At 68.1% G+C, this 23,155-nt stretch carries 19 protein-coding genes and 1 tRNA gene; 8 read left to right on the forward strand and 12 right to left on the reverse strand.

Features of this window, described 5'->3' with window-relative positions:
* The 8 genes from FHT36_RS22890 to FHT36_RS22925 form a co-directional block, all read right to left on the reverse strand.
* On the reverse strand, window positions 1-155 hold a 155-nt coding region (locus FHT36_RS22890; RefSeq protein ID WP_169124597.1), incomplete at its 3' end, for an AAA family ATPase.
* A 467-nt stretch (window positions 156-622) separates the two neighbouring features.
* Window positions 623-1,888: a cysteine desulfurase gene (locus tag FHT36_RS22895; RefSeq protein WP_169124780.1), complete on the reverse strand. Its 1,266-nt coding sequence runs from the start codon at window positions 1,886-1,888 to the stop codon at window positions 623-625.
* A 4-nt stretch (window positions 1,889-1,892) separates the two neighbouring features.
* Complete coding sequence (gene sufD / locus FHT36_RS22900; RefSeq protein WP_169124781.1) at window positions 1,893-3,236, reverse strand: Fe-S cluster assembly protein SufD; 1,344 nt, start codon at window positions 3,234-3,236, stop codon at window positions 1,893-1,895.
* Window positions 3,236-3,997 (reverse strand): Fe-S cluster assembly ATPase SufC, encoded by a 762-nt coding sequence (sufC, locus tag FHT36_RS22905; protein ID WP_169124782.1) that lies wholly within the window; start codon window positions 3,995-3,997, stop codon window positions 3,236-3,238. Before sufC ends, sufD begins: the two co-directional genes overlap by 1 nt.
* 65 nt (window positions 3,998-4,062) lie before the next feature.
* On the reverse strand, window positions 4,063-5,547 hold the full coding sequence (gene sufB, locus FHT36_RS22910; protein ID WP_169124783.1) for a Fe-S cluster assembly protein SufB: 1,485 nt from the start codon (window positions 5,545-5,547) through the stop codon (window positions 4,063-4,065).
* A gap of 241 nt (window positions 5,548-5,788) precedes the next feature.
* Window positions 5,789-5,983 (reverse strand): 4Fe-4S binding protein, encoded by a 195-nt coding sequence (locus FHT36_RS22915; RefSeq protein WP_029555939.1) that lies wholly within the window; start codon window positions 5,981-5,983, stop codon window positions 5,789-5,791.
* A gap of 287 nt (window positions 5,984-6,270) precedes the next feature.
* Window positions 6,271-8,049, reverse strand: coding sequence for a nif-specific transcriptional activator NifA (gene nifA, locus FHT36_RS22920; RefSeq protein ID WP_169124784.1), 1,779 nt, complete (start codon window positions 8,047-8,049; stop codon window positions 6,271-6,273).
* 346 nt (window positions 8,050-8,395) lie between these two features.
* The gene (locus FHT36_RS22925) at window positions 8,396-10,765 is read right to left on the reverse strand and encodes a bifunctional diguanylate cyclase/phosphodiesterase (protein ID WP_169124785.1); all 2,370 of its coding nucleotides are present in this window, start codon (window positions 10,763-10,765) and stop codon (window positions 8,396-8,398) included.
* A 297-nt stretch (window positions 10,766-11,062) separates the two neighbouring features.
* On the opposite strand from FHT36_RS22925, the gene coaBC reads away from it, so the two are divergent.
* From coaBC to FHT36_RS22955, 6 genes are all read left to right on the forward strand, one after another.
* Window positions 11,063-12,280 carry a bifunctional phosphopantothenoylcysteine decarboxylase/phosphopantothenate--cysteine ligase CoaBC gene (coaBC, locus tag FHT36_RS22930; protein ID WP_169124786.1) on the forward strand — a complete coding sequence of 406 codons (1,218 nt, stop codon included), beginning with the start codon at window positions 11,063-11,065 and terminating at the stop codon, window positions 12,278-12,280.
* Window positions 12,277-12,741, forward strand: a complete 465-nt coding sequence (gene dut / locus FHT36_RS22935; protein WP_169124787.1) for a dUTP diphosphatase — start codon at window positions 12,277-12,279, stop codon at window positions 12,739-12,741. The genes coaBC and dut overlap by 4 nt, the downstream gene beginning before the upstream one ends.
* A gap of 74 nt (window positions 12,742-12,815) precedes the next feature.
* The gene (locus tag FHT36_RS22940; protein WP_024281083.1) at window positions 12,816-13,256 is read left to right on the forward strand and encodes an Rrf2 family transcriptional regulator; all 441 of its coding nucleotides are present in this window, start codon (window positions 12,816-12,818) and stop codon (window positions 13,254-13,256) included.
* Window positions 13,257-13,467: 211 nt separating this feature from the next.
* On the forward strand, window positions 13,468-14,451 hold the full coding sequence (cysK, locus tag FHT36_RS22945; RefSeq protein WP_169124788.1) for a cysteine synthase A: 984 nt from the start codon (window positions 13,468-13,470) through the stop codon (window positions 14,449-14,451).
* 490 nt (window positions 14,452-14,941) lie between these two features.
* Window positions 14,942-15,325: a helix-turn-helix domain-containing protein gene (locus FHT36_RS24635; protein WP_246702402.1), complete on the forward strand. Its 384-nt coding sequence runs from the start codon at window positions 14,942-14,944 to the stop codon at window positions 15,323-15,325.
* Window positions 15,326-15,357: 32 nt separating this feature from the next.
* Window positions 15,358-15,906 (forward strand): DUF6456 domain-containing protein, encoded by a 549-nt coding sequence (locus FHT36_RS22955; RefSeq protein WP_210257946.1) that lies wholly within the window; start codon window positions 15,358-15,360, stop codon window positions 15,904-15,906.
* 1 nt (window position 15,907) lies between these two features.
* On the opposite strand, the gene FHT36_RS22960 is transcribed toward FHT36_RS22955, so the two are convergent.
* Window positions 15,908-17,320, reverse strand: a complete 1,413-nt coding sequence (locus FHT36_RS22960) for a pyridoxal-dependent decarboxylase (RefSeq protein ID WP_169124789.1) — start codon at window positions 17,318-17,320, stop codon at window positions 15,908-15,910.
* A 336-nt stretch (window positions 17,321-17,656) separates the two neighbouring features.
* Between FHT36_RS22960 and ilvD the strand changes: the two genes are divergently transcribed.
* Window positions 17,657-19,510 (forward strand): dihydroxy-acid dehydratase, encoded by a 1,854-nt coding sequence (gene ilvD / locus FHT36_RS22965; protein WP_169124790.1) that lies wholly within the window; start codon window positions 17,657-17,659, stop codon window positions 19,508-19,510.
* A gap of 48 nt (window positions 19,511-19,558) precedes the next feature.
* Here ilvD and FHT36_RS22970 read toward each other — a convergent pair whose 3' ends face one another.
* From FHT36_RS22970 to FHT36_RS22980, 3 genes are all read right to left on the reverse strand, one after another.
* Window positions 19,559-20,563, reverse strand: a complete 1,005-nt coding sequence (locus tag FHT36_RS22970; protein WP_348644551.1) for a sensor domain-containing diguanylate cyclase — start codon at window positions 20,561-20,563, stop codon at window positions 19,559-19,561.
* A gap of 379 nt (window positions 20,564-20,942) precedes the next feature.
* A tRNA-Ala gene (locus FHT36_RS22975) sits at window positions 20,943-21,018 on the reverse strand.
* 156 nt (window positions 21,019-21,174) lie between these two features.
* Window positions 21,175-21,570 carry a TIGR02300 family protein gene (locus FHT36_RS22980; protein WP_169124791.1) on the reverse strand — a complete coding sequence of 132 codons (396 nt, stop codon included), beginning with the start codon at window positions 21,568-21,570 and terminating at the stop codon, window positions 21,175-21,177.
* 193 nt (window positions 21,571-21,763) lie between these two features.
* On the opposite strand from FHT36_RS22980, the gene aroA reads away from it, so the two are divergent.
* Window positions 21,764-23,146, forward strand: coding sequence for a 3-phosphoshikimate 1-carboxyvinyltransferase (gene aroA / locus FHT36_RS22985; RefSeq protein ID WP_169124792.1), 1,383 nt, complete (start codon window positions 21,764-21,766; stop codon window positions 23,144-23,146).
* Window positions 23,147-23,155: the final 9 nt, after the last annotated feature.

Below are 23,155 nucleotides of genomic sequence, written 5' to 3' on the forward strand. Positions count from 1 at the left end.
TGCAGGATCAGGCGGGTCGAGTCCGCCTTCGGGTCGCAGCCCACGATGAGGATGCGCTGACCAAGCTCGGTCAGGGCCGCAAGCGTGTTCTGGGACGTGGTGGACTTGCCGATGCCACCCTTGCCGTAAAACGCGATCTGTCGCAGCGAAGCCATCTTGCTCTCCTTCGAAACCTTCAAACGAGGATTCGGTGGTCTCCGGACCGCTGCGGGGCACGCAGACGGACCCGGGGACGTTGCACTCCGGCGCGGATGCGGACGGGGCCCTTCCGGAGCCCACCAGCCAGCAGCCTGGCGCCTGACAGTGATCTAGCAACGTCTATGCCAGCGATTTTCAGGAGATTTTATTTATTAAAATCAACATCTTGCGGACGACATACAGGCATGTTCAGAACCCGACACACGTGTTTTGACGGCCGACATGCCAGTTTAGGGCTGTTTGAAACAGGACACTGCCGGCCCCGCCCGCCCCCCTGTCGAAAGCCGACAATCGCCGCTCCCGGCCGCATGTCGCATTTTCGACCTTGTCCCTCGACGGGAGCCTCCCCCAACGCAAAACGGGCCGGCGAAGCCGACCCGTTGCTGTGCGTGAAGCAGAGACCTTGCGCTCGAGGGCGTCGGCCTCAGCCGATCAGGGCCTGCGCCTTGCTCAGCGCCGCGACGAAGCGGTCCACTTCCTCGCGCGTGTTGTAGAGGCCGAACGAGGCGCGGCAGGTGGCCGCGACGCCGAACCGCTCCAGGAGCGGCATGGCGCAATGGGTGCCGGCCCGCACCGCGATGCCGTCATTGTCGATGAGCGTCGCGAAGTCATGGGCATGGGCCCCGGCGATCTCGAACGAGATGATGGCGCCCTTCTCCTTGGCCGTGCCGATGATGCGCACCGAGTTCAGCTCGCCCAGCCGCTCCTGCGCATACCGGCACAACTCGTTCTCATGGGCACGGATGCGCGCCTTGCCGATGGACTGGATGTAGTCCAGCGCAGCCCCCAGACCCGCGGCCTGCACGATGGCCGGCGTGCCGGCCTCGAAGCGGTGGGGCGGATCGCCATAGGTAACGGAATCCTGCCGGACCACCCGGATCATCTCGCCGCCGCCGTTGAAGGGCGGCATGGCCTCGAGATGCTCATACTTGCCGTATAGCGCGCCGATGCCCGTGGGGCCATACAGCTTGTGGCCGGTGATGATGTAGAAGTCGCAGTCGATGTCCTGCACGTCCACATCGAGGTGGACCGCGCCCTGGGAGCCGTCCACCAGCACGGGAATGCCGCGCGCGTGGGCGATCTTCACCACCTCCTTCACCGGGACAGTGGTGCCCAGCACGTTGGACATCTGCGTGATGGCCACCAGCTTGGTGCGGTCCGTGAGCAGCTTCTCGAATTCGTCGAGCAGGAAGTTGCCCTCGTCGTCCACCGGCGCCCACTTCAGCACCGCGCCCTGGTTCTCCCGCAGGAAGTGCCACGGCACGATATTGGCGTGGTGCTCCATGATGGAGAGGACGATCTCGTCGCCCTCCTTGATCCGGGTCTTGCCGAAGGTGGCGGCGACGAGGTTGATCGCCTCGGTGGCGCTGCGGGTGAAGATGATCTCTTCCGGCCGCGCGGCGTTGAGGAAGCGCTGCACCGCGTGGCGGCCGCCCTCATAGGCCTCGGTCGCCGCATTGGCGAGATAGTGCAGGCCACGATGCACGTTGGCATATTCGGACGTGTAGACCTGCTGGATGCGGTCGAGCACCGCCTTCGGCTTCTGCGCCGAGGCGCCGTTGTCGAGATAGACAAGCGGCTTGCCGTTGACCTTGAGGTCGAGGATCGGGAAATCCTCGCGCACGCGCATCACATCGTAGGAACCGTTCGAGACCGCGGGGTGAAGGGCGGCCGACTGAGGGACGGTCATTGGTTCACTCCCGACCCAACAACCAGGCGCGCGTCGCCTCGGCGAGGGCGGTGCGGATGCCCTCCTCGCCGATGGCGTCGATCACCTCGCCGACGAAGGCCTGGATGAGCAGCGCCTCGGCCTCCTTGGCGGGAATGCCGCGGGCCATGAGATAGAACTTGATCTGCTGGTCGAGCGTGCCGGTGGTGCAGCCGTGGCCGCACTGCACGTCGTCGGCAAAGATCTCCAGCTCCGGCTTGTTGCAGGATTCCGCCGTCTCGGTCAGCAGCAGCGCGCGGCTGAGCATGCGGGCGTCGGTCTTCTGCGCCGCCTGGCGCACGGCGATCTTGCCCTGGAAGATGTCCTGGGAGGCGCCGTCCAGCACCGCGCGGAAGGACTCGCGGCTTTCGCCGGCCGGCGCCGCATGATCGACGGAGAGCATGGTGTCGGCGTGCTGCTTGCCCGCGAGCAGGCTCACGCCGCCCATGTGGGCCTTCACGTTCTCGCCCGCGAGATGCAGCAGAAGCTGGTTGCGCACCACGGCGCCGCCGGTGGTGAAGAAGGTGTTGGAGAAGCGCGCGTCGGCGCCCACCTTCGCCAGCATCGTGGCGAGATGAACGGCGTCGCTGCCTTCGGTCGTCACCTTGACGCGCTCGAAGGTCGCGCCGGCACCCACCACCAGCTCCAGCGCCGTATTGACCTGATAGGCGATGCCAGCAGGTCCTTCGTGACTCTCGACGAGAGAGAGGCTGGCGCCGTCTTCCACCACGACCAGCGAACGCGTGAAGGCGGCCACCGGGGTCTCGGCCGTGGTCACGAACACCAGCTCCACCGGCCGCGGGATCGACGCGCCGGCGGCAACGTGGACCACCACGCCGTCGCCCATGAGCGCGGTGTTGAGGGCGAGTACGGCATCCGACGAGGCAACGGTGCGGCCGAGGTAGCTTGCAGGAAGGCCCGCCGGATCGGCCAGCGCATCGGCCATGGAGGCGATGGTGAGGCCGGGCTCCAGATCCGAAAGGTCGGACAGCTCCGGCACGAAGGTGCCGTTCACCACCACGAGGCGGCGGAAACCGAGCGTGGAGAACAGGCTGCCGGCGGCCACCGCCTTCGCCTTGGCATCCGCGTCCGGCAGCGGCGCGAGGGGCTTGGCGTCGCGCATCAGGGCGCGCAGGTCGGTGTATTTCCAGCTTTCGACCCGGCGGTGCGGCAGGCCCGCATCGGCGAAGGTGTCGAAGGCCGCAGTGCGCTGGGCCGCCACGTCGGGACCGCCGGGCAAGCTGGCGCGGACGGCGGCGAAGGTCTCGGCCAGCGCCAGTTCGGCGCCGGTCTTCATGGGGCGGACGAGTGCCGGAGCTGGCGTGGCCATCACGCGGCCTCGCTCTGGTACTGGGCGTAGCCGGTGGCCTCGAGCTCCAGCGCCAGCTCCTTGCCGCCGGTGTGGACGATGCGGCCGGCATTGAACACGTGCACCACGTCCGGCACGATGTAATCGAGCAGGCGCTGGTAGTGGGTGATGACCAGCATGGAACGCTCGGGCGAGCGCAGCGCGTTGACGCCGTTGGAGACCACCTTGAGCGCGTCGATGTCGAGGCCCGAATCCGCCTCGTCCAGCACGCAGAAATAGGGCTCCAGCAGCATCATCTGCAGGGTCTCGTTGCGCTTCTTCTCGCCGCCGGAGAAGCCCACGTTCACCGGGCGCTTGAGCATGTCGGCGTCGATGCCAAGCGTCTTGCCCAGCTCGCGCACCTTGCGCACCAGTTCGGGGGAGGTCAGCTCCGCCTCGCCGCGCTTCTTGCGCTGGCTGTTCACCGCGGTGTGCAGGAACGCCATGTTGGAGACGCCGGGGATTTCCAGAGGATACTGGAAGCAGAGGAACAGGCCCTGCGCTGCACGCTCGTCGGGCGACAGATCGAGCAGGTTCACGCCCCGGAAGATGACCTCGCCGCCGGTGATCTCGTAGCCCGGCTTGCCGGAGAGGACATAGGAGAGGGTGGACTTGCCGGCGCCGTTCGGCCCCATGATGGCATGCACCTCACCGGGATTGATGGTGAGGTTCATCCCGTTGATGATCTTGCGCCCCCCAGCGATCTCGGCATGGAGGTCCTTGATTTCGAGAAGGGGAGCCATGGTGAAGATCCTTTGGTTATTGTTGCCCGGCGACGCGACCTGAACACAAGGAAGGGAAGGCGGCGTCAGCCGACGCTGCCTTCCAGGCTGATGGAGATGAGCTTCTGCGCCTCGACGGCGAACTCCATGGGAAGCTGCTGGAGCACGTCCCGGACGAAGCCATTCACCACGAGCGCGACGGCATCTTCCTGCGAGAGGCCGCGCTGCATGCAGTAGAACAGCATGTCTTCCGAGATCTTCGAGGTGGTCGCCTCGTGCTCGAACTGCGCCGTGGGGTTTTTCGCCTCGATATAGGGCACGGTGTGTGCGCCGCAGAGGTCGCCGATGAGGAGCGAGTCGCAATTGGTGAAGTTGCGGGCCCCGGCCGCCTTGCGGTGGGCCGAGACGAGGCCGCGATAGGTGTTGTTGGACCCGCCGGCCGAGATGCCCTTGGAGATGATCCGGCTCGTGGTGTTCTTGCCGAGATGGATCATCTTGGTGCCGGAATCCACCTGCTGGCGGCCGTTGGAAATGGCGATGGAGTAGAACTCGCCGGAAGAGCCCTCGCCGCGCAGCACGCAGCTCGGATACTTCCAGGTGATGGCCGAGCCGGTTTCCACCTGCGTCCAGGAAATCTTGGAATTCTTGCCGCGGCAGTCGCCGCGCTTGGTCACGAAATTGTAGATGCCGCCCTTGCCCTCGGCATCGCCGGGGTACCAGTTCTGGACGGTTGAATACTTGATCTCGGCGTCATCGAGGGCGACCAGCTCCACCACGGCGGCGTGCAGCTGGTTCTCGTCGCGCATGGGCGCGGTGCAGCCTTCGAGATAGGAGACGTAGGAGCCCTTGTCCGCGATGATGAGGGTGCGCTCGAACTGTCCCGTATTCTTCTCGTTGATGCGGAAGTAGGTGGACAACTCCATCGGGCAGCGCACGCCCGGCGGGATGTAGACGAACGAGCCGTCCGAGAACACCGCCTGGTTCAACGTCGCATAATAATTGTCGGTCGCCGGCACCACGCTGCCCAGATACTGCTTCACCAGATCGGGATGCTCGCGCAGGGCCTCGGAGATGGGCATGAAGATCACGCCCGCGGCCTTCAGCTCCTCCTTGAAGGTGGTGGCCACCGACACGCTGTCGAACACCGCGTCCACGGCGATCTTCGGCCGCTCGCCCTCGGGAATTTCGACGCCGGCGAGAATCACCTGCTCGCGCAGCGGAATTCCGAGCTTTTCATACGTCTTCAGGATTTCCGGATCGACCTCGTCCAGCGACTTCGGCGCCTTGAACTTCTTGGGCTGCGAATAATAATAGAGGTCCTGGAAGTCGATCTGCGGGTAGCTGACGCGCGCCCACTCCGGCTCCTGCATGGTGAGCCAGCGGGCGTAGGCGTCGAGGCGCCACTGCAGCATCCACTCCGGCTCTTCCTTCTTGGCCGAGATGAAGCGGATCACCTCTTCGGAGAGCCCCTTCGGCGCCTTCTCGGATTCGATATTGGTCTCGAATCCGTATTTGTACTGGTCGACGTCGATGGAGCGAACCTGTTCGACTGTGTCCTGTACGGCCGCCATCTGGTCCTCCGTTCAACTGTCAGGCTGCGGCGCCGGGCGCCGCGCGCAGGGGGGTTGGGAGCGGAGCCCGGACGGCCCCGATCTCGTATTCGGTGGAGGGAATGCCCGCCGGGACCAGCAAGGATGGGTCCGTGCGGAGCCGATCGGGCCGGCATCCCCACCGCGGCGCCGCCGGAGCGGGCCCTCCCGCCGCACCCTCAGGCACGGCCCCAGGCCTGCAAACGGCGGGCGCCGCCGGGTGTCATGCCGGGACGCAGGTATTCTCCACCGGGCAGACCACGGCGCACTGGGGCTTGTCGAAATGCCCTTCGCACTCCGTGCACTTCTTGGGGTCGATCACATACATGTCCCGCTTGAGGCTGATGGCAGCATTCGGGCACTCGAACTCGCAGGCACCGCAGACGGTGCACTGGGACGCGACGATCTTGTAGGCCATGGGCTAGCTCCGCACTGTGCAGATTGGCAGGCGCAGACCCTCTTTCAAGCAACGTGCCATCGGGCAAGAGCTTGATTTTTAATTGTTATTCTTACGGGTCAGAGTCGCGGACCGCTGTCGTTCACCCGACAAGGTGTCGCAAGTGCGACACCGCGCGCGTCCGTGTCCGGAGCCCCGGGCCAGATCGGCGGCCACTTCGCGCGGGCACGAAAAAGCCCTCCCCGCGGGGCGGAGAGGGCTTGTTTCGGTTCAAGGCCCCAAGGAGCAAAGACGGCGGCCGGCGAAAATCAGAAGCGCTTGATCTCGATGTCGTGCTTCTTGAGGGCGTAGCCAATCTGGCGGGGCGTGAGGCCGAGCAGTCGCGCGGCCTTGGCCTGAACCCAGCCGGCCCGCTCCATGGCGTCCACCAGGCGCTCGCGCTCGGACATTTCCTCGTCCAGGACAGCGGCTCGCACCGGCACGGCGGGGGCGGGTGTCGGCACCGGCACGGTCAGCGGCGGCAGGCGCGGCACCGTGTTGGAATTGGCCGCCTCGCCGCTGATCGCGGACAGCGGCGGCATCACCGGCAGGGGGATTTCCATCGGCCGGCGCGTCTGCGGCGCATCCGCCGGGCTGCGCCACAGGAGCGCCGACAGGCATTCGTTGTGACGACACGCGAAGTCGTCACCGACGATGGAGCCGCCCTGCGCAAGGGTGGCGGTTCGCTGCACGCAATTCTCCAGCTCGCGCACATTGCCGGGGAAGCCGCAGCCCATCAGCACGTCCATGGCGTCCTGATTGAAGTGCAGGTCGCGGCCGTTCTCGCGATTGAAGCGGTCGAGGAATTCGTTGGCCAGGAGCGGGATGTCGCCACGCCGGTCGCGCAGGGAGGGCACGATCACCGGGATCACGCTGATGCGGTAATAAAGGTCGGCGCGGAACTCGTTCTTGGCCACCGCCTCTTCGAGGTTCTTGTTGGTGGCGGCGACGACGCGCACGTTCACCTTCAGGGTGTGGCTGCCGCCGACCCGCTCGAACTCCTGCTCCTGCAGCACGCGCAGCAGCTTCGCCTGAAAGGAAGGGGAGATCTCGCCGATCTCGTCGAGGAAGAGCGTGCCCTTGTCAGCGAGTTCGAAGCGGCCCTTGCGGGCGCCGACGGCGCCGGTGAAGGCCCCCTTCTCGTGGCCGAACAGCTCGGATTCCAGAACGGATTCGGGCAAGGCGGCGCAGTTGAGCTTGATGAAGGGCCCCTTGGCGCGGGGCGAGAGCTCGTGGATGGCTTTGGCGATCAGCTCCTTGCCGGTGCCCGATTCCCCGCGCAGCAGCACCGGCGAATGGGACTTGGCGACGATCATGATCTTGTCGAGCAGCCCGCGGATCTCGCGGCTGTCGCCGATGATGCCGTCCACATAGACGCGCTTGCGCTCGCGACCGGCGCTCGTCGGCTTCAGCTCCGACAGCTCCTTCTGCAGGCGTCCGCTTTCCGCCATCAGCCGCTCGCGGTCGCGCGAGACGACGCGATGGAGCTGGACCGTTTGGCCGATAAGGTTCGCCACCATGGTGAGGAAGCGCACGTCGGAATCGAGCCGGAACACGGAGCGGCCGTCCCACACGCGGTCGATGGTGAGCGTGCCGATGACCCGGGACGCGACGCGGATCGGCACGCCGATGAAGGACACGCGCGAGTCTTCGCTGGCGCCGAGCGCCTGCGCGTCCGCCTCGCTGAAAGCGGGATGGGAGGCGACATTCTCGGCGATCAGCGGCACGGCGGTCGCGATCACCTGTCCGATGGCCTTCTCCGGCAGGCGCGCGCGGTAGCGCGCATCGGTGCCTTCGTTCCAGCCGCCGCCGACAGTGATGTCGGGAATGCCGTCGTCTTCGAGCAGCGAAATCACGCCGTGGCGCATCTGCATGAAGGACGACAGAAGATTAACCACGCTCGACAGCGTGGTTTCGAGACGATTCGGGGCCGTGAGAATCTTCGAGATCTCGTAGATCCCGGTCAGAGCCACGTCGCTCAGTGAAACGAGGGGCACATGAGATCGAGGCTGCTCGCGCTCGATTTGCAACGCTTCCTGCTGAACCATGGTGCTCTCTCCATCACCCCAGGCACCGTCCCCACCCATTTTTGTCTGATTAGCGACACTTTGATTTAGTTTCATTCTCATGTCGTGCCCAAGGTGAGGGCAAGATTTGATGCTTGTTTGAGCACCTGCTGACCAATTGTCGTCTTTGCTGCGACAACTTGGCCATTTCCGGCGTGAGTTGGGCGTCCGCTTGTCAGAGAAGGGACGAATTGGCCGTCTCGCCGGCAAAAAGATTTCGCGCTGCGAAATCATCGCGGCTCTTCTTGCCGCAACTTTCCGCACACTGCCTTTCGCAGTGCAGCGAAGAGGACGCGGGTACGGCGTTCCCTTCCGTTCGCCGGCGCGTTCAGTTCGCCTCGAACAAAGCGAGGCGCGCAGCGGCGGTGTCCGGGCGCTCGGCCCGCAGCAGGTCCGTCATTTCCGGTGCGGCCAGCGGACGGAAGAACAGGAATCCCTGCGCCAGCTCGCAGCCGTTGTCGCGCAGGAACCGCGCCTGCCCCGCCGTCTCCAGCCCCTCCGCCACCACCCGCATGCCCAGCTTGCGGCCGAGCTCGATCACCGCGCAGACGATGGCGGTGTCGAAGGCATCGCGTTCGATGTCCTTCACGAAGCTCTGGTCGATCTTGATGGTGTCGATGGGCAATTGCTTGAGGTGGATGAGGCCGGCATAGCCCGTGCCGAAATCGTCGAGGGCCACCCGCACGCCCGCGCGGTTCAGTTCGTCGAGAATCGGCGCCACGTGGTCGGAGCTGCGGCCGAGAAAGACGGTCTCGGTGATCTCCACGTCGAAATGCGACGGCTCCACGCCCGCGGCGTGGAACTGGCGCAGCAAAGTGGGCGCGAGGTCGCGGTTGGTGAACTGGGCGGGCGCGAGGTTGATGGCGACGCGGCCGCAATCGTAGCCCAGCTCGATCCAGCCGCGCACGTCGCTCGCCACCCGGCGCACCATGCGCTCGCCGATCAGCACCGCGAGTTCGGGATCCGACAGCGCCGCCTCGAAGGCCGAGGGCGAGAGGATGCTGTGCGGCGAGCGCCGCCAGCGTACCAGCGCCTCCACCCCGGCGAGCTGCCCGGTCACGAGCGACACCTTGGGCTGGTAGTAGGGCACGATCTCGTCGTCGGCGAGGGCGCCGATCATCGCCCGGTTCAGCGCCACCCGCTCCAGCACCGCCTGACGCATGGCCGGCGCGTAGACGACCACGCGATTGCGGCCCTGCTGCTTGGCGGCATAGAGGGCGAGGTCGGCGTCCTTCATCAGCTCGCCATATGAGCAATCGTGCTCGGGACACACGGCGATGCCGACGCTCGCGCGGGTGGAAAAGTGGCGGCCGGCATGCAGCAGCGGCCGACGCAGCTCGGCGAGGATGCTCTGGGCGACACGCCGGCCGAGCCCAATGGGGTCCGGCCCCTCGATGGCGCAGACGAACTCGTCGCCGCCGAGCCGGGCGATGAGAGCGGGCTGGTCGACGAGGGCGTCGAGCCGGTGCGCCGTCTCCATCAGCACGGCGTCGCCGGCATCATGGCCCAGGGTGTCGTTGACGTCCTTGAGCCCGTCGAGATCCAGGAGCAGCACGCAGATGCCCTGCCCCGGCTTGCGACGGGCCAGCGCGGCTTCCAGCCCCTCGTGGAAGGCGGAGCGGTTGGGCAGGCCGGTGAGGGCATCGTGGCTCGCCGCATAGCGCGCCCGGCGCTCGGCGGCGCGGCGGTCGGTGACGTCAACCAAAGCGGCGACGAGATTGGGCGAGGGGCCGGAGCGCGTCACCGCGGCCGCCATCACGACCTGCCGCTCCTCGCCGTCGGCGAGCGTCACCGTGGTCTCGAACTCGGTGGCGATGCCGTCGCGGCGCAGGCGATCGCGAAGCGACAGGGCCCCCTCCCCGCCGAGGCTGGCCTCGCACAGGCCCCCGGCATCGGGCAGGTCGAGCGTCCCGCCATAGAAGCGACGCGCGGCCTCGTTGGACTTGATGTGCCGGCCGTCTTCCAGCCGCGCCACGACCAGCGGAATCGGCACGGCCTGGAAGGTGTTCTCCAGGATGTCCTCGCTGGCGCGCAGCTTCTCGTTCGCCTCCCGCTCGGCCCGCACCACAGACCAGAAGCGCCGCTCCGTGCGGTTGGCGCGGGCGGCGATGAGCGCCAGCATGGTGTTGAGCACGGCGACCGCGAGGGCGAGGCCCACCCCCACCTGCCAGCCCGCCGACCGGTCGAGATAGCCGTAGAGCAACAGGGCGCTCGCCCCGAAGCCTCCCGACACCAGCCAGCCGAACGGTATGGGCACGGCCAGATAGAAGACCGTGGGCAGCAGCATCACCACGAACAGGGCAAGGTCGGTGTGCGAACTCACCAGCACCGCTATGGCCGCCGATATGCCCCAGAGCCAGACGAGATAGATGGCGGTCATCCGCCCCGGCGTGGTCGCGATCTGGACCGCCACCAAGCAAAGCAGCGACAGCGTGACCACCCCGAAGCGCGCGCTCACCGCCACCACGAAATGGGCGGTCCCGGCGAATCGCCAGTCGCTCATCAGGAACAAGGCGTTGAGGATGACCGAGGCGGCGAACAGGAGACGCCCGTGCCGCCGCGTCTCTTCAAGGCAGGCCGTACGGAACCGCTGCTCCGTGGCCTTGTCGACGAATTCGCCGCCGAACGCGCTGAGACGAACGTCCTCAGCGCCTCCGAGCCCATCAGAGTTCCCGACCTGCCCCGTGATACCTCTCATGAGACAGATTCTAATGGTCATTCCCGCCCCGCGCCAGCACGCGGGGCGGGCGGCCGGGGCGTAATCGTACCGCTGGCCACGATTTTCTTCGAACGTTTCTTGGCGACCGGACAACTCGGCAATTCATAGGGTCCGGCAATGCAATCGCCGGATACCGGCACACCTCGGAACTACTCTGGGATGCAGACCGGGATTCCGTATACCGGCAGCACGATGTGGCCGGCATTCCAAGGCGCGCGCGTTGCATGGCGGCCCTTGCGTGCTGTACTGCGGCGGGACGACGCAATGGAGCCGCCGATGCTGAAGGACAAGCGCATCCTCCTCCTCATCGGAGGGGGCATTGCCGCATACAAGTGCCTCGATCTGGCGCGCCGCCTCAAGGAGCGCGGCGCCACGGTCCGCGCCATCATGACCGAGGCGGCGGGGCGATTCGTGACACCCCTGTCGGTCGGGGCCATCACCGGCGAGCGGGTGTTCACCGACCTGTTCGATCTGACGGCGGAGCACGACATCGGCCACATCCGGCTGTCGCGGGAGGCGGACCTCCTCGTGGTGGCGCCGGCCACCGCCGATCTTCTCGCCCGCATGGCGCACGGCCTCGCCGACGACCTCGCCACCACCTGCCTTCTCGCCACCGACAAGCCGGTGCTCGTTGCCCCCGCCATGAACCCGCGCATGTGGTCGCACCTCGCCACACGCCGCAACGTCGCCCAGCTCAAAGCGGACGGGGTTTCGGTGGTCGGCCCCAATTCGGGTGCCATGGCCGAGCGCGGCGAGTTCGGCGAGGGCCGCATGGCGGAGCCGATGGAGATTCTCGCCGCCATCGAGGCACATTTCGACGACGGCGCGTCGCGGCTGCTCGCGGGCCGCCGCATCCTCGTCACCTCGGGCCCGACCCACGAACCCATCGATCCGGTGCGCTACATCGCCAATCGCTCCTCCGGCAAGCAGGGCCATGCGATCGCCGCCGCCGCCCGCGCCGCCGGCGCCGAGGTGGTGCTGGTCTCCGGCCCGGCCGAGGCAGCGGACCCCGTGGGCGTGCGCGTGATTCACGTGGAGAGCGCCCGCGACATGCTGGCCGCCGTGGAAGAGAACCTGCCGGTGGACGCCGCCGTCTTCGCCGCGGCGGTCGCCGACTGGCGGGTGGCCGACGCGTCGGAGCAGAAGATCAAGAAGGACGGCGGCGGCGCGCCCACCCTGACGCTGGTGGAGAATCCCGACATCCTCGCCTCGGTCTCGCGCCACCACACCCTGCGCCCGCGTTTGGTGGTCGGCTTCGCGGCGGAAACCGAGCAGGTGGTGGCCCATGCGCGCGACAAGCGCCTGCGCAAGGGCTGCGACTGGATCGTCGCCAATGACGTGTCCCCCGCCACCGGCATCATGGGGGGCGACAGCAATACCGTGCACCTTGTCACCGCCGCCGGCGTGGAAGATTGGCCCTCGGCCACCAAGGCCGAGGTCGCCCGCGACCTCGTCGCCCGCATCGCCGCCGAACTTTCGGGAACCCATCCGTGACCACGCCCCCTGTGAAGATCCAGCGCCTGCCCCACGCCGCAGGCCTCCCCCTGCCCGCTTATGCCACCCCCGGCGCCGCCGGCATGGACCTCGCCTGCGCTTTGCCGGCCGACACGCCGCTGCTGCTGGCGCCGGGCGCGCGCGCCGCCATCCCCACCGGCTTCGCCATCGCCTTGCCGGACGGCTACGAGGCGCAGGTGCGGCCGCGCTCGGGCCTCGCCAAGAACCACGGCGTCACCGTGTTGAATGCGCCGGGCACCGTGGATTGCGACTACCGGGGGGAGATCGCCGTCCTGCTCGTCAACCACGGCCGCGAGACCCTGGAAATCAGCCGCGGCATGCGGATCGCGCAGCTCGTCGTGGCGCCTGTGGTTCAAATAATGCTGGAAGAAATCGGAGAATTGAGCGAAACTGCACGCGGTTCCGGTGGTTTTGGATCCACAGGCCTCGGTTCCACGTGATTTAGCCGTCGGTGGACGGCTGGGAGCAGTTTCACCTTTCGAGACGCCCGCCCTTAAAGGAAGCCGTCCCTCCGATGCCGCGCCTTTCCGACAAGAGCCTCCTCGCCATCGCCGCCGTGGTGGATGTGGCCGTCCACGCCCGTGGCGCTCCGGTTGCCGCCAAGGCGCTGGCCGCCCGCCACGGACTTCCCCCCCGCCGGCTGGAGCCGGTGCTGCAGGCGCTTGTCCATGCCGGCGTCCTCAAGGGCGTGCGGGGCCCGCGCGGCGGCTACGAGCTGGCGCGGGAACGCCGCCGGGTGTCGGTCGCCGAGATCGTGCGGGTGGTTGAAGGCGCCGAGGAGGAAAAGGAGATCATCCTTCCGCCGCTGGTGACGGAAGTGGTGCAGCCCGCCGTGGCCGCCGCCGAGGACACGTTCGACACCGCCCTCGACGGCGTGACGCTCGAGGATCTGTGCCGCGCCGCCGACGACAAGGGGCACGGCTCGGAGCACGAGAGGATCGACTTCGCCATCTGAGACCGGCCTCCGGGCCGGCGACGGCCCGGCCGGACGCACGCCGGAATCGACCCGGCGGCAGAAAAGGGTTCTATTTCCGCGCTCGAGAGTTCCCCCGAGGTAGAGCGTTCCCCACCCGCGAGGACAGGCCCCGCCTTTTGTGCCGGACGCAGCGCGGCGCGCCGGGAGGCCCGCCCGAAGCAGACGAGACAAGACAAGAAGGAGATCGCCCATGGCACAACCTGCCGCCAAGATCGTGTCCTCCGCGCCCCTCGTGGGCCGGGGCAGGGTCTATGATTCCATCACCGAGACCATCGGCAACACGCCGCTGGTGCGGCTCAAGCGGTTGCCCGAGCTGCGCGGAGCCAAGGCGGACATCCTCGCCAAGCTCGAATTCTTCAATCCCATCAGTAGCGTGAAGGACCGCATCGGCGTCGCCATGATCGACGCGATGGAAGCGGCCGGCGCGCTCGATGCGGACACCGTGCTGGTGGAGCCGACCTCCGGCAACACGGGCATCGCGCTCGCCTTCGTCGCGGCGGCCCGAGGCTACCGGCTCATCCTGGTCATGCCCGAGAGCATGTCCATCGAGCGCCGCAAGATGCTGACCCTGCTCGGCGCCGAGCTGGTGCTGACCCCCGCCAACCTCGGCATGAAGGGCGCCGTGTCGCGGGCCGAGCAGATCATCGCCGAGATGCCCAAGGCGGTGATGCCCCAGCAGTTCAAGAACAAGGCGAACCCCGAGGTGCACCGCCGCACGACGGCCGAGGAAATCTGGAACGACACCAACGGCAAGGTGGACGCGGTGGTGGCCGGCGTCGGCACCGGCGGCACCATCACCGGCATCGGCCAGGTGCTGAAGCCCCGCAAGGCCTCGCTCAAGATGATCGCGGTGGAGCCGGAGGATTCCCCGGTTCTCTCCGGCGGCCCTCCCGGCCCGCACAAGATCCAGGGCATCGGCGCCGGCTTCGTGCCGGAGGTGCTCGATCGCTCGATCATCGACGAGGTGGTGACGGTGGGCAACCAGACCGCCTTCGACACCGCCCGTGCCCTCGCCCGCTATGAAGGCATTCCCGGCGGCATCTCCTCCGGCGCCGCCGTGGCGGCCGCCTTGGAGCTTGCGGTGCGTGACGACATGGCCGGCAAGACCATCGTCGCCATCGTCCCCTCCTTCGCCGAGCGCTATCTCTCGACCGCGCTGTTCGAAGGCCTCTGAGCCTTTGCCCGCGCCCCGGCACCGGCCGGGGCGCGGGCGCAATCTTGCTTAAGCCGCTGAAGCCGCAGCAGCGCCGCATGGCGCGCCGGATCATAGCCGACGCCACCGGCCCGCGCCGCCTTTCGCGCCGCGCGCAGCGCCCGTGCGATGCCCGCCGGCCCCTCGCAGAACACCTCCAGCCCCCGCATCAACCGCCCGACCTGCGTCTCGGCCGCCTCGGCCGCGAAGGCATGCGCCCGTCTGCCCTTCCCATCCGTACCGGCCATGCCGCTCCTCCCTGATGTCGGGCGATGCTGGAGCGGCGCTGGGGATAGGAGGATAAATTCCTATTACGCGAACATGGAGAAGCTGCACCTTAGTTCCGATAAACATCTGGTTTAAATAATTTTTCTCCCCATACGCTACAAACGTAGGTTGCAGTCTCTATCCGCCTCCTCTTGCAAGGGCGGATGATTGGTGTAGGAATTTTTACCTACAATGAGCGTTCCCGATGAGTCCATTGCCCACCGCCCCCTCGGTCGCCCGCCCGTCCGCCGGCCCCGTCCGCGCCTCGCGGGGGCGCCGCCCACCCCGCCCGAAACCCTGCTGGCATCTGGCCGTCGCGGTGGCGGCGGCCGATGCCGGAATGACCGTGGAAGCCTTGCTGGCGCACAGTCGCTCGACCGCGCCGGTGGCCCTCGCGCGGCAGCTCGCCATGTATCTCGCCCATGTGGGGCTGGGCCTGCCCCAGGCGGCGGTGGCGGCGGCCTTCGGCCGGGATCGCTCCACCGTCGCCCATGCCTGCCGGCGCATCGAGGAATTGCGGGACGCGACGGCGTTCGACCAGAAGGTCGGCCGGCTGGAAGGCTGCCTGCGCTGGGCGGCGGAGGCGTGACCATGGCGACGGGATCTGCAAGCGAAAACGGCGTGAAATCAGCGCCTTCCGCCCGCCCTTCCGGACGGGGACGACGCCGGGCCGCAGCCAAGCCGGCGGCGGACAAGCCGGGCTTCAACCCGGCGGAAAGCCCGCTCGCCTGGCTGGCGCGGCGGCAGGGCAAGGACGGCCGGACAATGGTGGATGCGGCCCAGTTGCAGGCGGGAGAACGGCTCCGGGCCGATTTCACCCGGGCCAATCTCACCCCCCGCGTCACCAGCCGCTGGAGCGAGGTGTCGGGGGCCGGCACACCGGAAGCCTTCACCGACATGGTGCTGGCGGCCAAGCTCCGGGTCTCCCGCGCGCTCACGGCGGTGGGGCCGGAACTGTCCGGCGTCCTGCTCGACGTCTGCTGCTTTCTCAAGGGGTTGGAGACGGTGGAGCGGGAACGCCGATGGCCGGCCCGCACCGCCAAGGTGGTGCTGTGCCTCGCCCTCGATCGGCTCGCCTCCCATTACGGGATTTCCGCCTCGGCCACCGGCCGCGACCGGGCGAGGATGCGGGCGTGGCAGGCCCCGGCGTCCGCCGAGGCCGAAAGCTAAGTCAGGACAAAGCTTTGGCCGTATCCCGGATGATCTGGAAGGCGGCGTCCACGTCGCCTTCCGTCGTCTCCATCGCCCCCGCCTGGAAGCGGATGGCGAGGTGGCCGTCGATGCGGGTGGGGGTGAGATAGAGATCGCCGCCGTCATTGATGGCGGTGAGGATCGCCAGCATATGGGCGTCGAGGTCCCGCCCGTCGCCGGGGTCGTGGCGGAAGGTGAAGAGGGAGAGCACCGGGGTGCTCGCCAGCGCGAAGCCCGGCTCCGCCGCGAGGCGCGCCGCCAGCGCCTGCGACCAGCGCACATGGTTGCGCATCATCTCCCTGAGCCCGTTCAGTCCATGCGCGCGCAGCACAAACCAGAGCTTCAGCGCGCGGAAGCGGCGGCCGAGCTGGACCGTCCATTCGCTGTAATTGGTGATGTCGTCATGGCCGTGGGTCTTCAGGTACTCCGGCTGGATCGAGAGCGTCCTCAGGTGGTCGTCCACGCTCCGCAGGTAATGGGCGGAGCAGTCGAACTGCACCCCCAGCCATTTGTGCGGATTGAGCACGATGCTGTCCGCCGCCTCCACCCCCGCCCACAGATCCCGGAATTCCGGGCAGATCATCGCCGTGCCGGCCCAGGCGGCATCCACATGGACGAACAGGCCATGCCGGTGCGCGATTCGGATGAGTTCAGGTGCCGAATCCATCGCGCCAGTGCCGGTTCCACCGATACACAGTACGAGTCCAGCCGGCCGATACCCGGCAGCGCGATCGGCGACGATGGCCGCCTCCAGCGCGGCCGGATCCATACCCCGGAACGGACCTATCGTCGGTATTCGGATGAGGTTGTCATGGCCGATGCCCGACACCCACGCCGCCCGGTCGATGGAGGTATGGACCTCCGCTGAGGCATAGACCCGCAGGCGCTCCCGCCCCGACAGGCCGGTGGCGTTGCCGGTGAAGCCCAGCGCCCGCTCCCGCATGGTGAGGAAGGCGCATAGGGTGGCGGAGGAGGCGGAATCCTGGATGACGCCGGTGAAGTCCGCCGGCAGGCCCACCGCCTGGCGCAGCCAGTCCAGCGCCACGCCCTCAAGTTCCGTCGCTGCGGGGGAGGTCTGCCACAGCAGGCATTGCGCGCCCATGGCGGAGGAGAGCATTTCCGCGATCACGCTGGCCGGGCTGGCATTGGCAGGGAAGTAGGCGAAGAAGCGCGGGTGCTGCCAATGGGTCATGCCCGGCACGATGATGCGGCGGAAATCCTCGAACAGCGCCGCCATGGGCTCCGCCTCCTCGGGCGGGCTTTCGGGAAGCTGCGCGGCGATCTCGCCGGGCTTCGTGCGGGCACGGACGGGCTGGTCCCTCAGCGTCTCGCGATAATCCGCCGCGAAGGTCGCCGCCTCGTGCGCCCAATGGCGGAAGGTCTCCCCGTCCATGTCCCGTCCTCGTCCCGTCCTCGTCACGCGCAGAGGGCGGACATAGCCGACTTCGCCGGCCCCGCAAACGCGCAGGTCGGCCGCACCGGCTTGAGCGGGGCAGGCGCGCTCCGGCCCGCTCTGCCGCCCGGCCTCCCGCCTTCGTGTCCGGCGGCAGGCCTTCTCCATGCTAGTGTCTCTGGGGAAAGGGCTTTCCCCGGAGGCTCCGCCGCACTAAGACGGCGCGAAAGCTCCGGATGCGGGCGCGCAGCCGCCCGCCGATGCGGAGCCCGAGACGACCACAAGACGCGCCCAAGAGACGCAAGGACGCGACGCAAGAACGAGGCCCGCGAGGATATGCCCCAATACCGCTCCCGCACGTCCACCCACGGCCGCAACATGGCCGGCGCCCGCGGCCTGTGGCGCGCCACCGGCATGAAGGACGGCGATTTCGGCAAGCCGATCATCGCGGTGGTGAACTCCTTCACCCAGTTCGTGCCCGGACACGTGCACCTGAAGGATCTCGGCCAGCTGGTGGCGCGCGAGATCGAGAAGGCCGGCGGCGTCGCCAAGGAGTTCAACACCATCGCGGTGGATGACGGCATCGCCATGGGCCATGACGGGATGCTCTATTCGCTCCCGTCCCGCGAGATCATCGCCGACAGCGTGGAATACATGGTCAACGCGCATTGCGCCGACGCCATGGTCTGCATCTCCAACTGCGACAAGATCACCCCCGGCATGCTGATGGCCGCCATGCGCCTCAACATCCCGGCCGTGTTCGTCTCCGGCGGGCCCATGGAGGCCGGCAAGGTGCTGCTCTCCACCGGCGAGCGGAAGGTCGACCTCATCGACGCCATGATCTCGGCCGCCGACGACAAGGTGTCGGACGCGGACGTGACCGTGATGGAGCGCTCCGCCTGCCCCACCTGCGGCTCGTGCTCCGGCATGTTCACCGCCAATTCCATGAACTGCCTCACCGAGGCGCTGGGCCTCGCGCTGCCCGGCAACGGCTCGGTGCTCGCCACCCATGCCGACCGCGAGCGGCTGTTCGTGGAGGCCGGCCACCTCATCGTGGATCTCGCCCGCCGCTATTACGAGCAGGACGACGCCAGCGTGCTGCCGCGCGCCATCGCCTCGTTCAAGGCGTTCGAGAACGCCATGACGCTGGACATCTCCATGGGCGGCTCCACCAACACGGTGCTGCACCTGCTGGCCGCCGCCAATGAGGGCGAAGTGCCCTTCACCATGGCGGACATCGACCGGCTGTCGCGCAAGGTGCCGGTGCTGTGCAAGGTCGCGCCCGCCGTCGCCAACATCCACATGGAGGACGTGCACCGCGCCGGTGGCATCATGGCCATCCTCGGCGAGCTGGACCGCGGCGGGCTCATCCATACCGACCTGCCCACCGTGCACGCGCCGACCATGGCCGATGCGCTGGACCGCTGGGACATCGCGCGCACCAAGAGCGAGAGCGTCGCCACCTTCTACCGCGCCGCGCCCGGCGGGGTGCCCACCCAGGTGGCGTTCAGCCAGTCCCGCCGCTGGGACGACCTCGACCTCGACCGCGAGGCGGGCGTCATCCGCAATGTGGAGCACGCTTATTCCAAGGATGGCGGTCTCGCCGTGCTCTACGGCAACATCGCGCTGGACGGCTGCATCGTGAAGACGGCGGGCGTGGACGCCTCCATCCTGAAGTTCACCGGCAAGGCGCGCATCTTCGAGAGCCAGGACGCGGCGGTGGAGGCCATCCTCTCCACCGGGCGCATCCAGCCCGGCGACGTGGTGCTGATCCGCTATGAGGGGCCGCGCGGCGGGCCGGGCATGCAGGAGATGCTCTATCCGACCTCCTATCTGAAGTCGAAGGGCCTCGGAAAGGCGTGCGCGCTGGTCACTGACGGGCGCTTCTCGGGCGGCTCCTCGGGCCTCTCCATCGGCCATTGCTCGCCGGAAGCGGCGGAAGGCGGCGCCATCGGCCTCGTGGAAGAGGGCGACACCATCGAGATCGACATCCCCAACCGGGTGATCCGCGTGGCGGTGTCCGACGAGGTGCTGGCCGAGCGCCGTGCCGCCATGGAAGCCAAGGGTGCTGCCGCCTGGAAGCCGGAGAACCGCAAGCGCGTCGTCTCCCAGGCCCTCCAGGCCTACGCCGCCCTCACCACCTCCGCCGCCCGCGGCGCGGTGCGCGACGTGAACAGCATCCGCCGCTGAGTAAAAACGGCGGCGGGCCCCCTCCCGCCGCCACCGTCGCCGAGCCGGTCAGCCCACGACGCTGCGGCAATAGAGATCGCGGCCGCCGTCCTTCGCCGCGTAGAGCGCGGCATCCGCCGCCGCGAACAGGTCGTCGAGATTCTCGCCCCGCGCGGTGGCCCCGCCGATGCTCGCCGTCACCCGGCCGCCGGAGGGGTGGGGAATGTTCTCCGCCCTGAGCGCCGCCAGCAGCGCGGCCCCCACAGCATCGCAGCCGGCCTCGTCCGTATCGGGCAGGATCACCGCGAATTCCTCGCCGCCATAGCGCGCCGCCGTGTCCTGCGCGCGGGCCGGCTGCCGCGCCAGCACGCCGCCGATGGCGGCCAGCACCGCATCCCCCGCCTGATGGCCCCACAGATCGTTCACCACCTTGAAGTGGTCGACATCGATCACCAGCAGCGACAGCGGGCCGGCGAGGCGCTGGGCCCGGCGCACCGCGCGCTCCATCGCCTCGTCGAAACTGCGCCGGTTGAGCAGGCCGGTGAGGTCATCCACCTGCGATTTGCGCGCGAGGTCGAGATTGAGGCGCAGCAGCTCCACCTCGTCCGCCGCCACCGCCGCGAGGTCCAGCAGCGGGCCGAAGTCGAACGCCTCCTGGTCCCGCGCCTCCCGCCCCATCACGCACAGCGAGCCGATGACCAGTTCGGGCGCCACCATCAGCGGCGCCCCGGCATAGAAACGCAGCGGCAGGTGCGCCACGGCGGGATGGCCGGCGAGGCGCGGATCGCACGCCATGTCGCCGATCACCAGCGGCTCGCCGCTGTTCACCATCACGTTGCAGACGGTGTCGCGCCGGGGGACGCTCGCCGGCACGAGATCCGACGTGCGCGATTTCTGCCACTGGTGGGTCGCGTCGATGAGGCCGAGGAAGGCGACGTCCGCCCCGTAGAGCCGGCGGGCCAGCCGGGTCAGACGGTCGAATCGCTCATCCGGCGGGCTATCCATGAGGCCGCATGTCGCAAGGACGGCGAGGCGGTCGGCCTCGTTGGCGGGGGCGGCGGGGGGTGACCACACGGGCTGGACCTCGATCGATGACGCTGGGGCGGGCGGACCGGTCGGCGGCGAAGGTGGGGATAACTCTTGCTGAGGCTGGCAGGTACCCCCCGCCGGCGCAACGGGCGTGCGGGAGGCGCACAGGCCTCCGCACAACCTGGAAGCGTGCCGACCTTGCAGCGCTGGAGAGCGTGAGCGCGGGAGGGATGATTCGCTGAGGGGACGCATGCGAATCGGACGATGATTCGCGGAGGCCGTGACGGCGCCTCAAAGAGCCACATCGAATCGCGCGGAACGCACCTGATTGGGTGGGCGACCCTGCGGGAGCGAAGGATGGGATGTCACGGGCGGGAGAAAGACCCGGAAAAGCCTGCTGGGTGCTTCAGGCCGGGTAGAAATTTGGTGGAGCCAGGCGGAATCGAACCGCCGACCTCTTGAATGCCATTCAAGCGCTCTCCCAACTGAGCTATGGCCCCACCGGGCCGCGGGCTGCGCACTTTCCGCTCGAACACCAAGGTCGAAAAACCTCGGCAGGAGAGCCAGTTAGCGCGCCGGGAAGTCCCGCGGCGGGGTGCCCGGCGACTCACGTCCGCCGAGCGAGAGCGGCCTTAAAGCACAGGCCGCGTCGGGTATCAAGCCTCTTCGTCGTCTTCGAGGCCCTCACCGATCAGATCGGAGACGTCGTCCCCATCATCTTCGTCTTCTTCGAGGAACGTGTCGTCGTCACCGGCCTCGATGTCGTCGTCCACGTCCACGTCGTCGCCGACCACCACCTTGGCGGGGGCGGCGGCTTCCTCGTCGGCTTCCTCGAGGCTGATGACCTCGGCCTCGGCCTCCTCGCCATCCGCCTCTTCGGCGACGGCTGCACGCGGCTCGGCGCGGCTGGCGCCGCGGGCTGCGGGTTCAAAATAGGACCTTGGATAGGATTCCCCCGTGAACGGCGACACGATGGGGTCCTTGTTGAGGTCGTAAAACTTGCGCCCCGTGACAGGACAGATGCGCTTGGTGCCGAGTTCGGGCTTCGCCACGGCAAAGTTCCTCGGGAGCTGTATAAGGAGCGTGCTCCATTGGCGTTTCGCCCGCCCCCTGTCAAGGGCAGATCATCATGGCGTCGCAACAGCGTGACGCCGCGGGCGGGGGCGTGCTAGACGACGGCCCGCAAAGAACATGCGGCGATCGCCCGGCGAACGGCCGGCTTTAGACCGCCCGAGCGAGGCAAGAATGGCCCATCCCGAACCCGCAACCGCAGGCGCTTCCGAAGCTCACGGCCACGGCACGGGCGAGGCCCGCCCCGCCACCGGGCGCCGCTCCCCCGCGCTGTCGGGCCGGGTCCGGGTGCCCGGCGACAAGTCGGTGTCGCACCGGGCGCTGATCTTCGGGCTGTTCGCCGAGGGCACCACCCACATCACCGGCCTGCTCGAAGGCGAGGATGTGCTGAATACCGCCAAGGCCTGCGGGGCCTTGGGGGCCTGCGTCACCCGCACCGGCGAGGGCGCGTGGGAGGTGACGGGCACCGGCGGCCGGGGCCTTGCCTCCCCCGCCGCGCCGCTCGACTTCGGCAATTCCGGCACCGGCGTGCGACTGATGATGGGCGCGGTGGCCGGCCAGCACGTCATCGCCGGCTTCGACGGGGATGCGAGCCTGCGCCGCCGGCCCATGAAGCGCGTGCTCGATCCGCTCACTCAGATGGGCGTCGAGCTGGTCTCCTCGGCAGAGGGCGGCCGCCTGCCGCTCACCCTGAAGGGCAGCAGCGAAACAAAAGCCATCACCTACGAGACCCCGGTGCCCTCCGCGCAGGTGAAGTCCGCCGTGCTGCTCGCCGGCCTCGGCGCCGAAGGCGAGACGGTGGTGATCGAGCGCGAGGCCACCCGCGACCATACCGAGCGGATGCTGGAGCATTTCGGCGCCCAGATTTCCGTGGAGCCGCAGGGCGCCCATGGCCGCCGCATCACGCTGAAGGGCCGTCCGCACCTCGTCGCCGCGCCGGTGGACGTGCCGGCCGATCCCTCCTCCGCCGCCTTCCCGCTGGTGGCGGCGCTGATCGTGCCCGGCTCGGATATCGTCCTCACCGACGTGATGATGAACCCGCTGCGCACCGGCCTCATCACCACCCTCCTCGAAATGGGCGCGGACATCACCGTCGTCGCCGAGCGCACCGAGGGCGGCGAGCGGGTGGCGGATCTCCGGGTGCGCCATTCCCGCCTGAAGGGCGTGGAAGTGCCGCCCGAGCGGGCGCCGGCCATGATCGACGAATATCCCGTCCTCGCCGTCGCCGCGGCCTTTGCCGAGGGCACGACAGCCATGCGCGGCCTGTCCGAGCTGCGCGTAAAGGAGAGCGACCGCCTCGCCGCCGTGGCGGCCGGCCTTGCCGCCTGCGGCATCGCCCATGAGGTGCAGGGCGACGACCTCCTCGTCACCGGCGCCGCGACGGTCAAGGGCGGCGGGCCGGTGGAGACCCACATGGACCACCGCATCGCCATGTCCTTCCTGGTCCTGGGCCTTGCCAGCACGGACGGCGTGAGCGTGGACGACGTGGCCTTCATCGCCACCTCCTTCCCCACCTTCATGCCCATGATGCGCGGCCTCGGCGCCGTCATCGACTGACGGGGCGGC

The sequence above is a fragment of the Xanthobacter sp. SG618 genome, from assembly GCF_012932745.1.
In the GTDB taxonomy this organism is placed as follows: Bacteria; Pseudomonadota; Alphaproteobacteria; order Rhizobiales; family Xanthobacteraceae; genus Xanthobacter; species Xanthobacter flavus.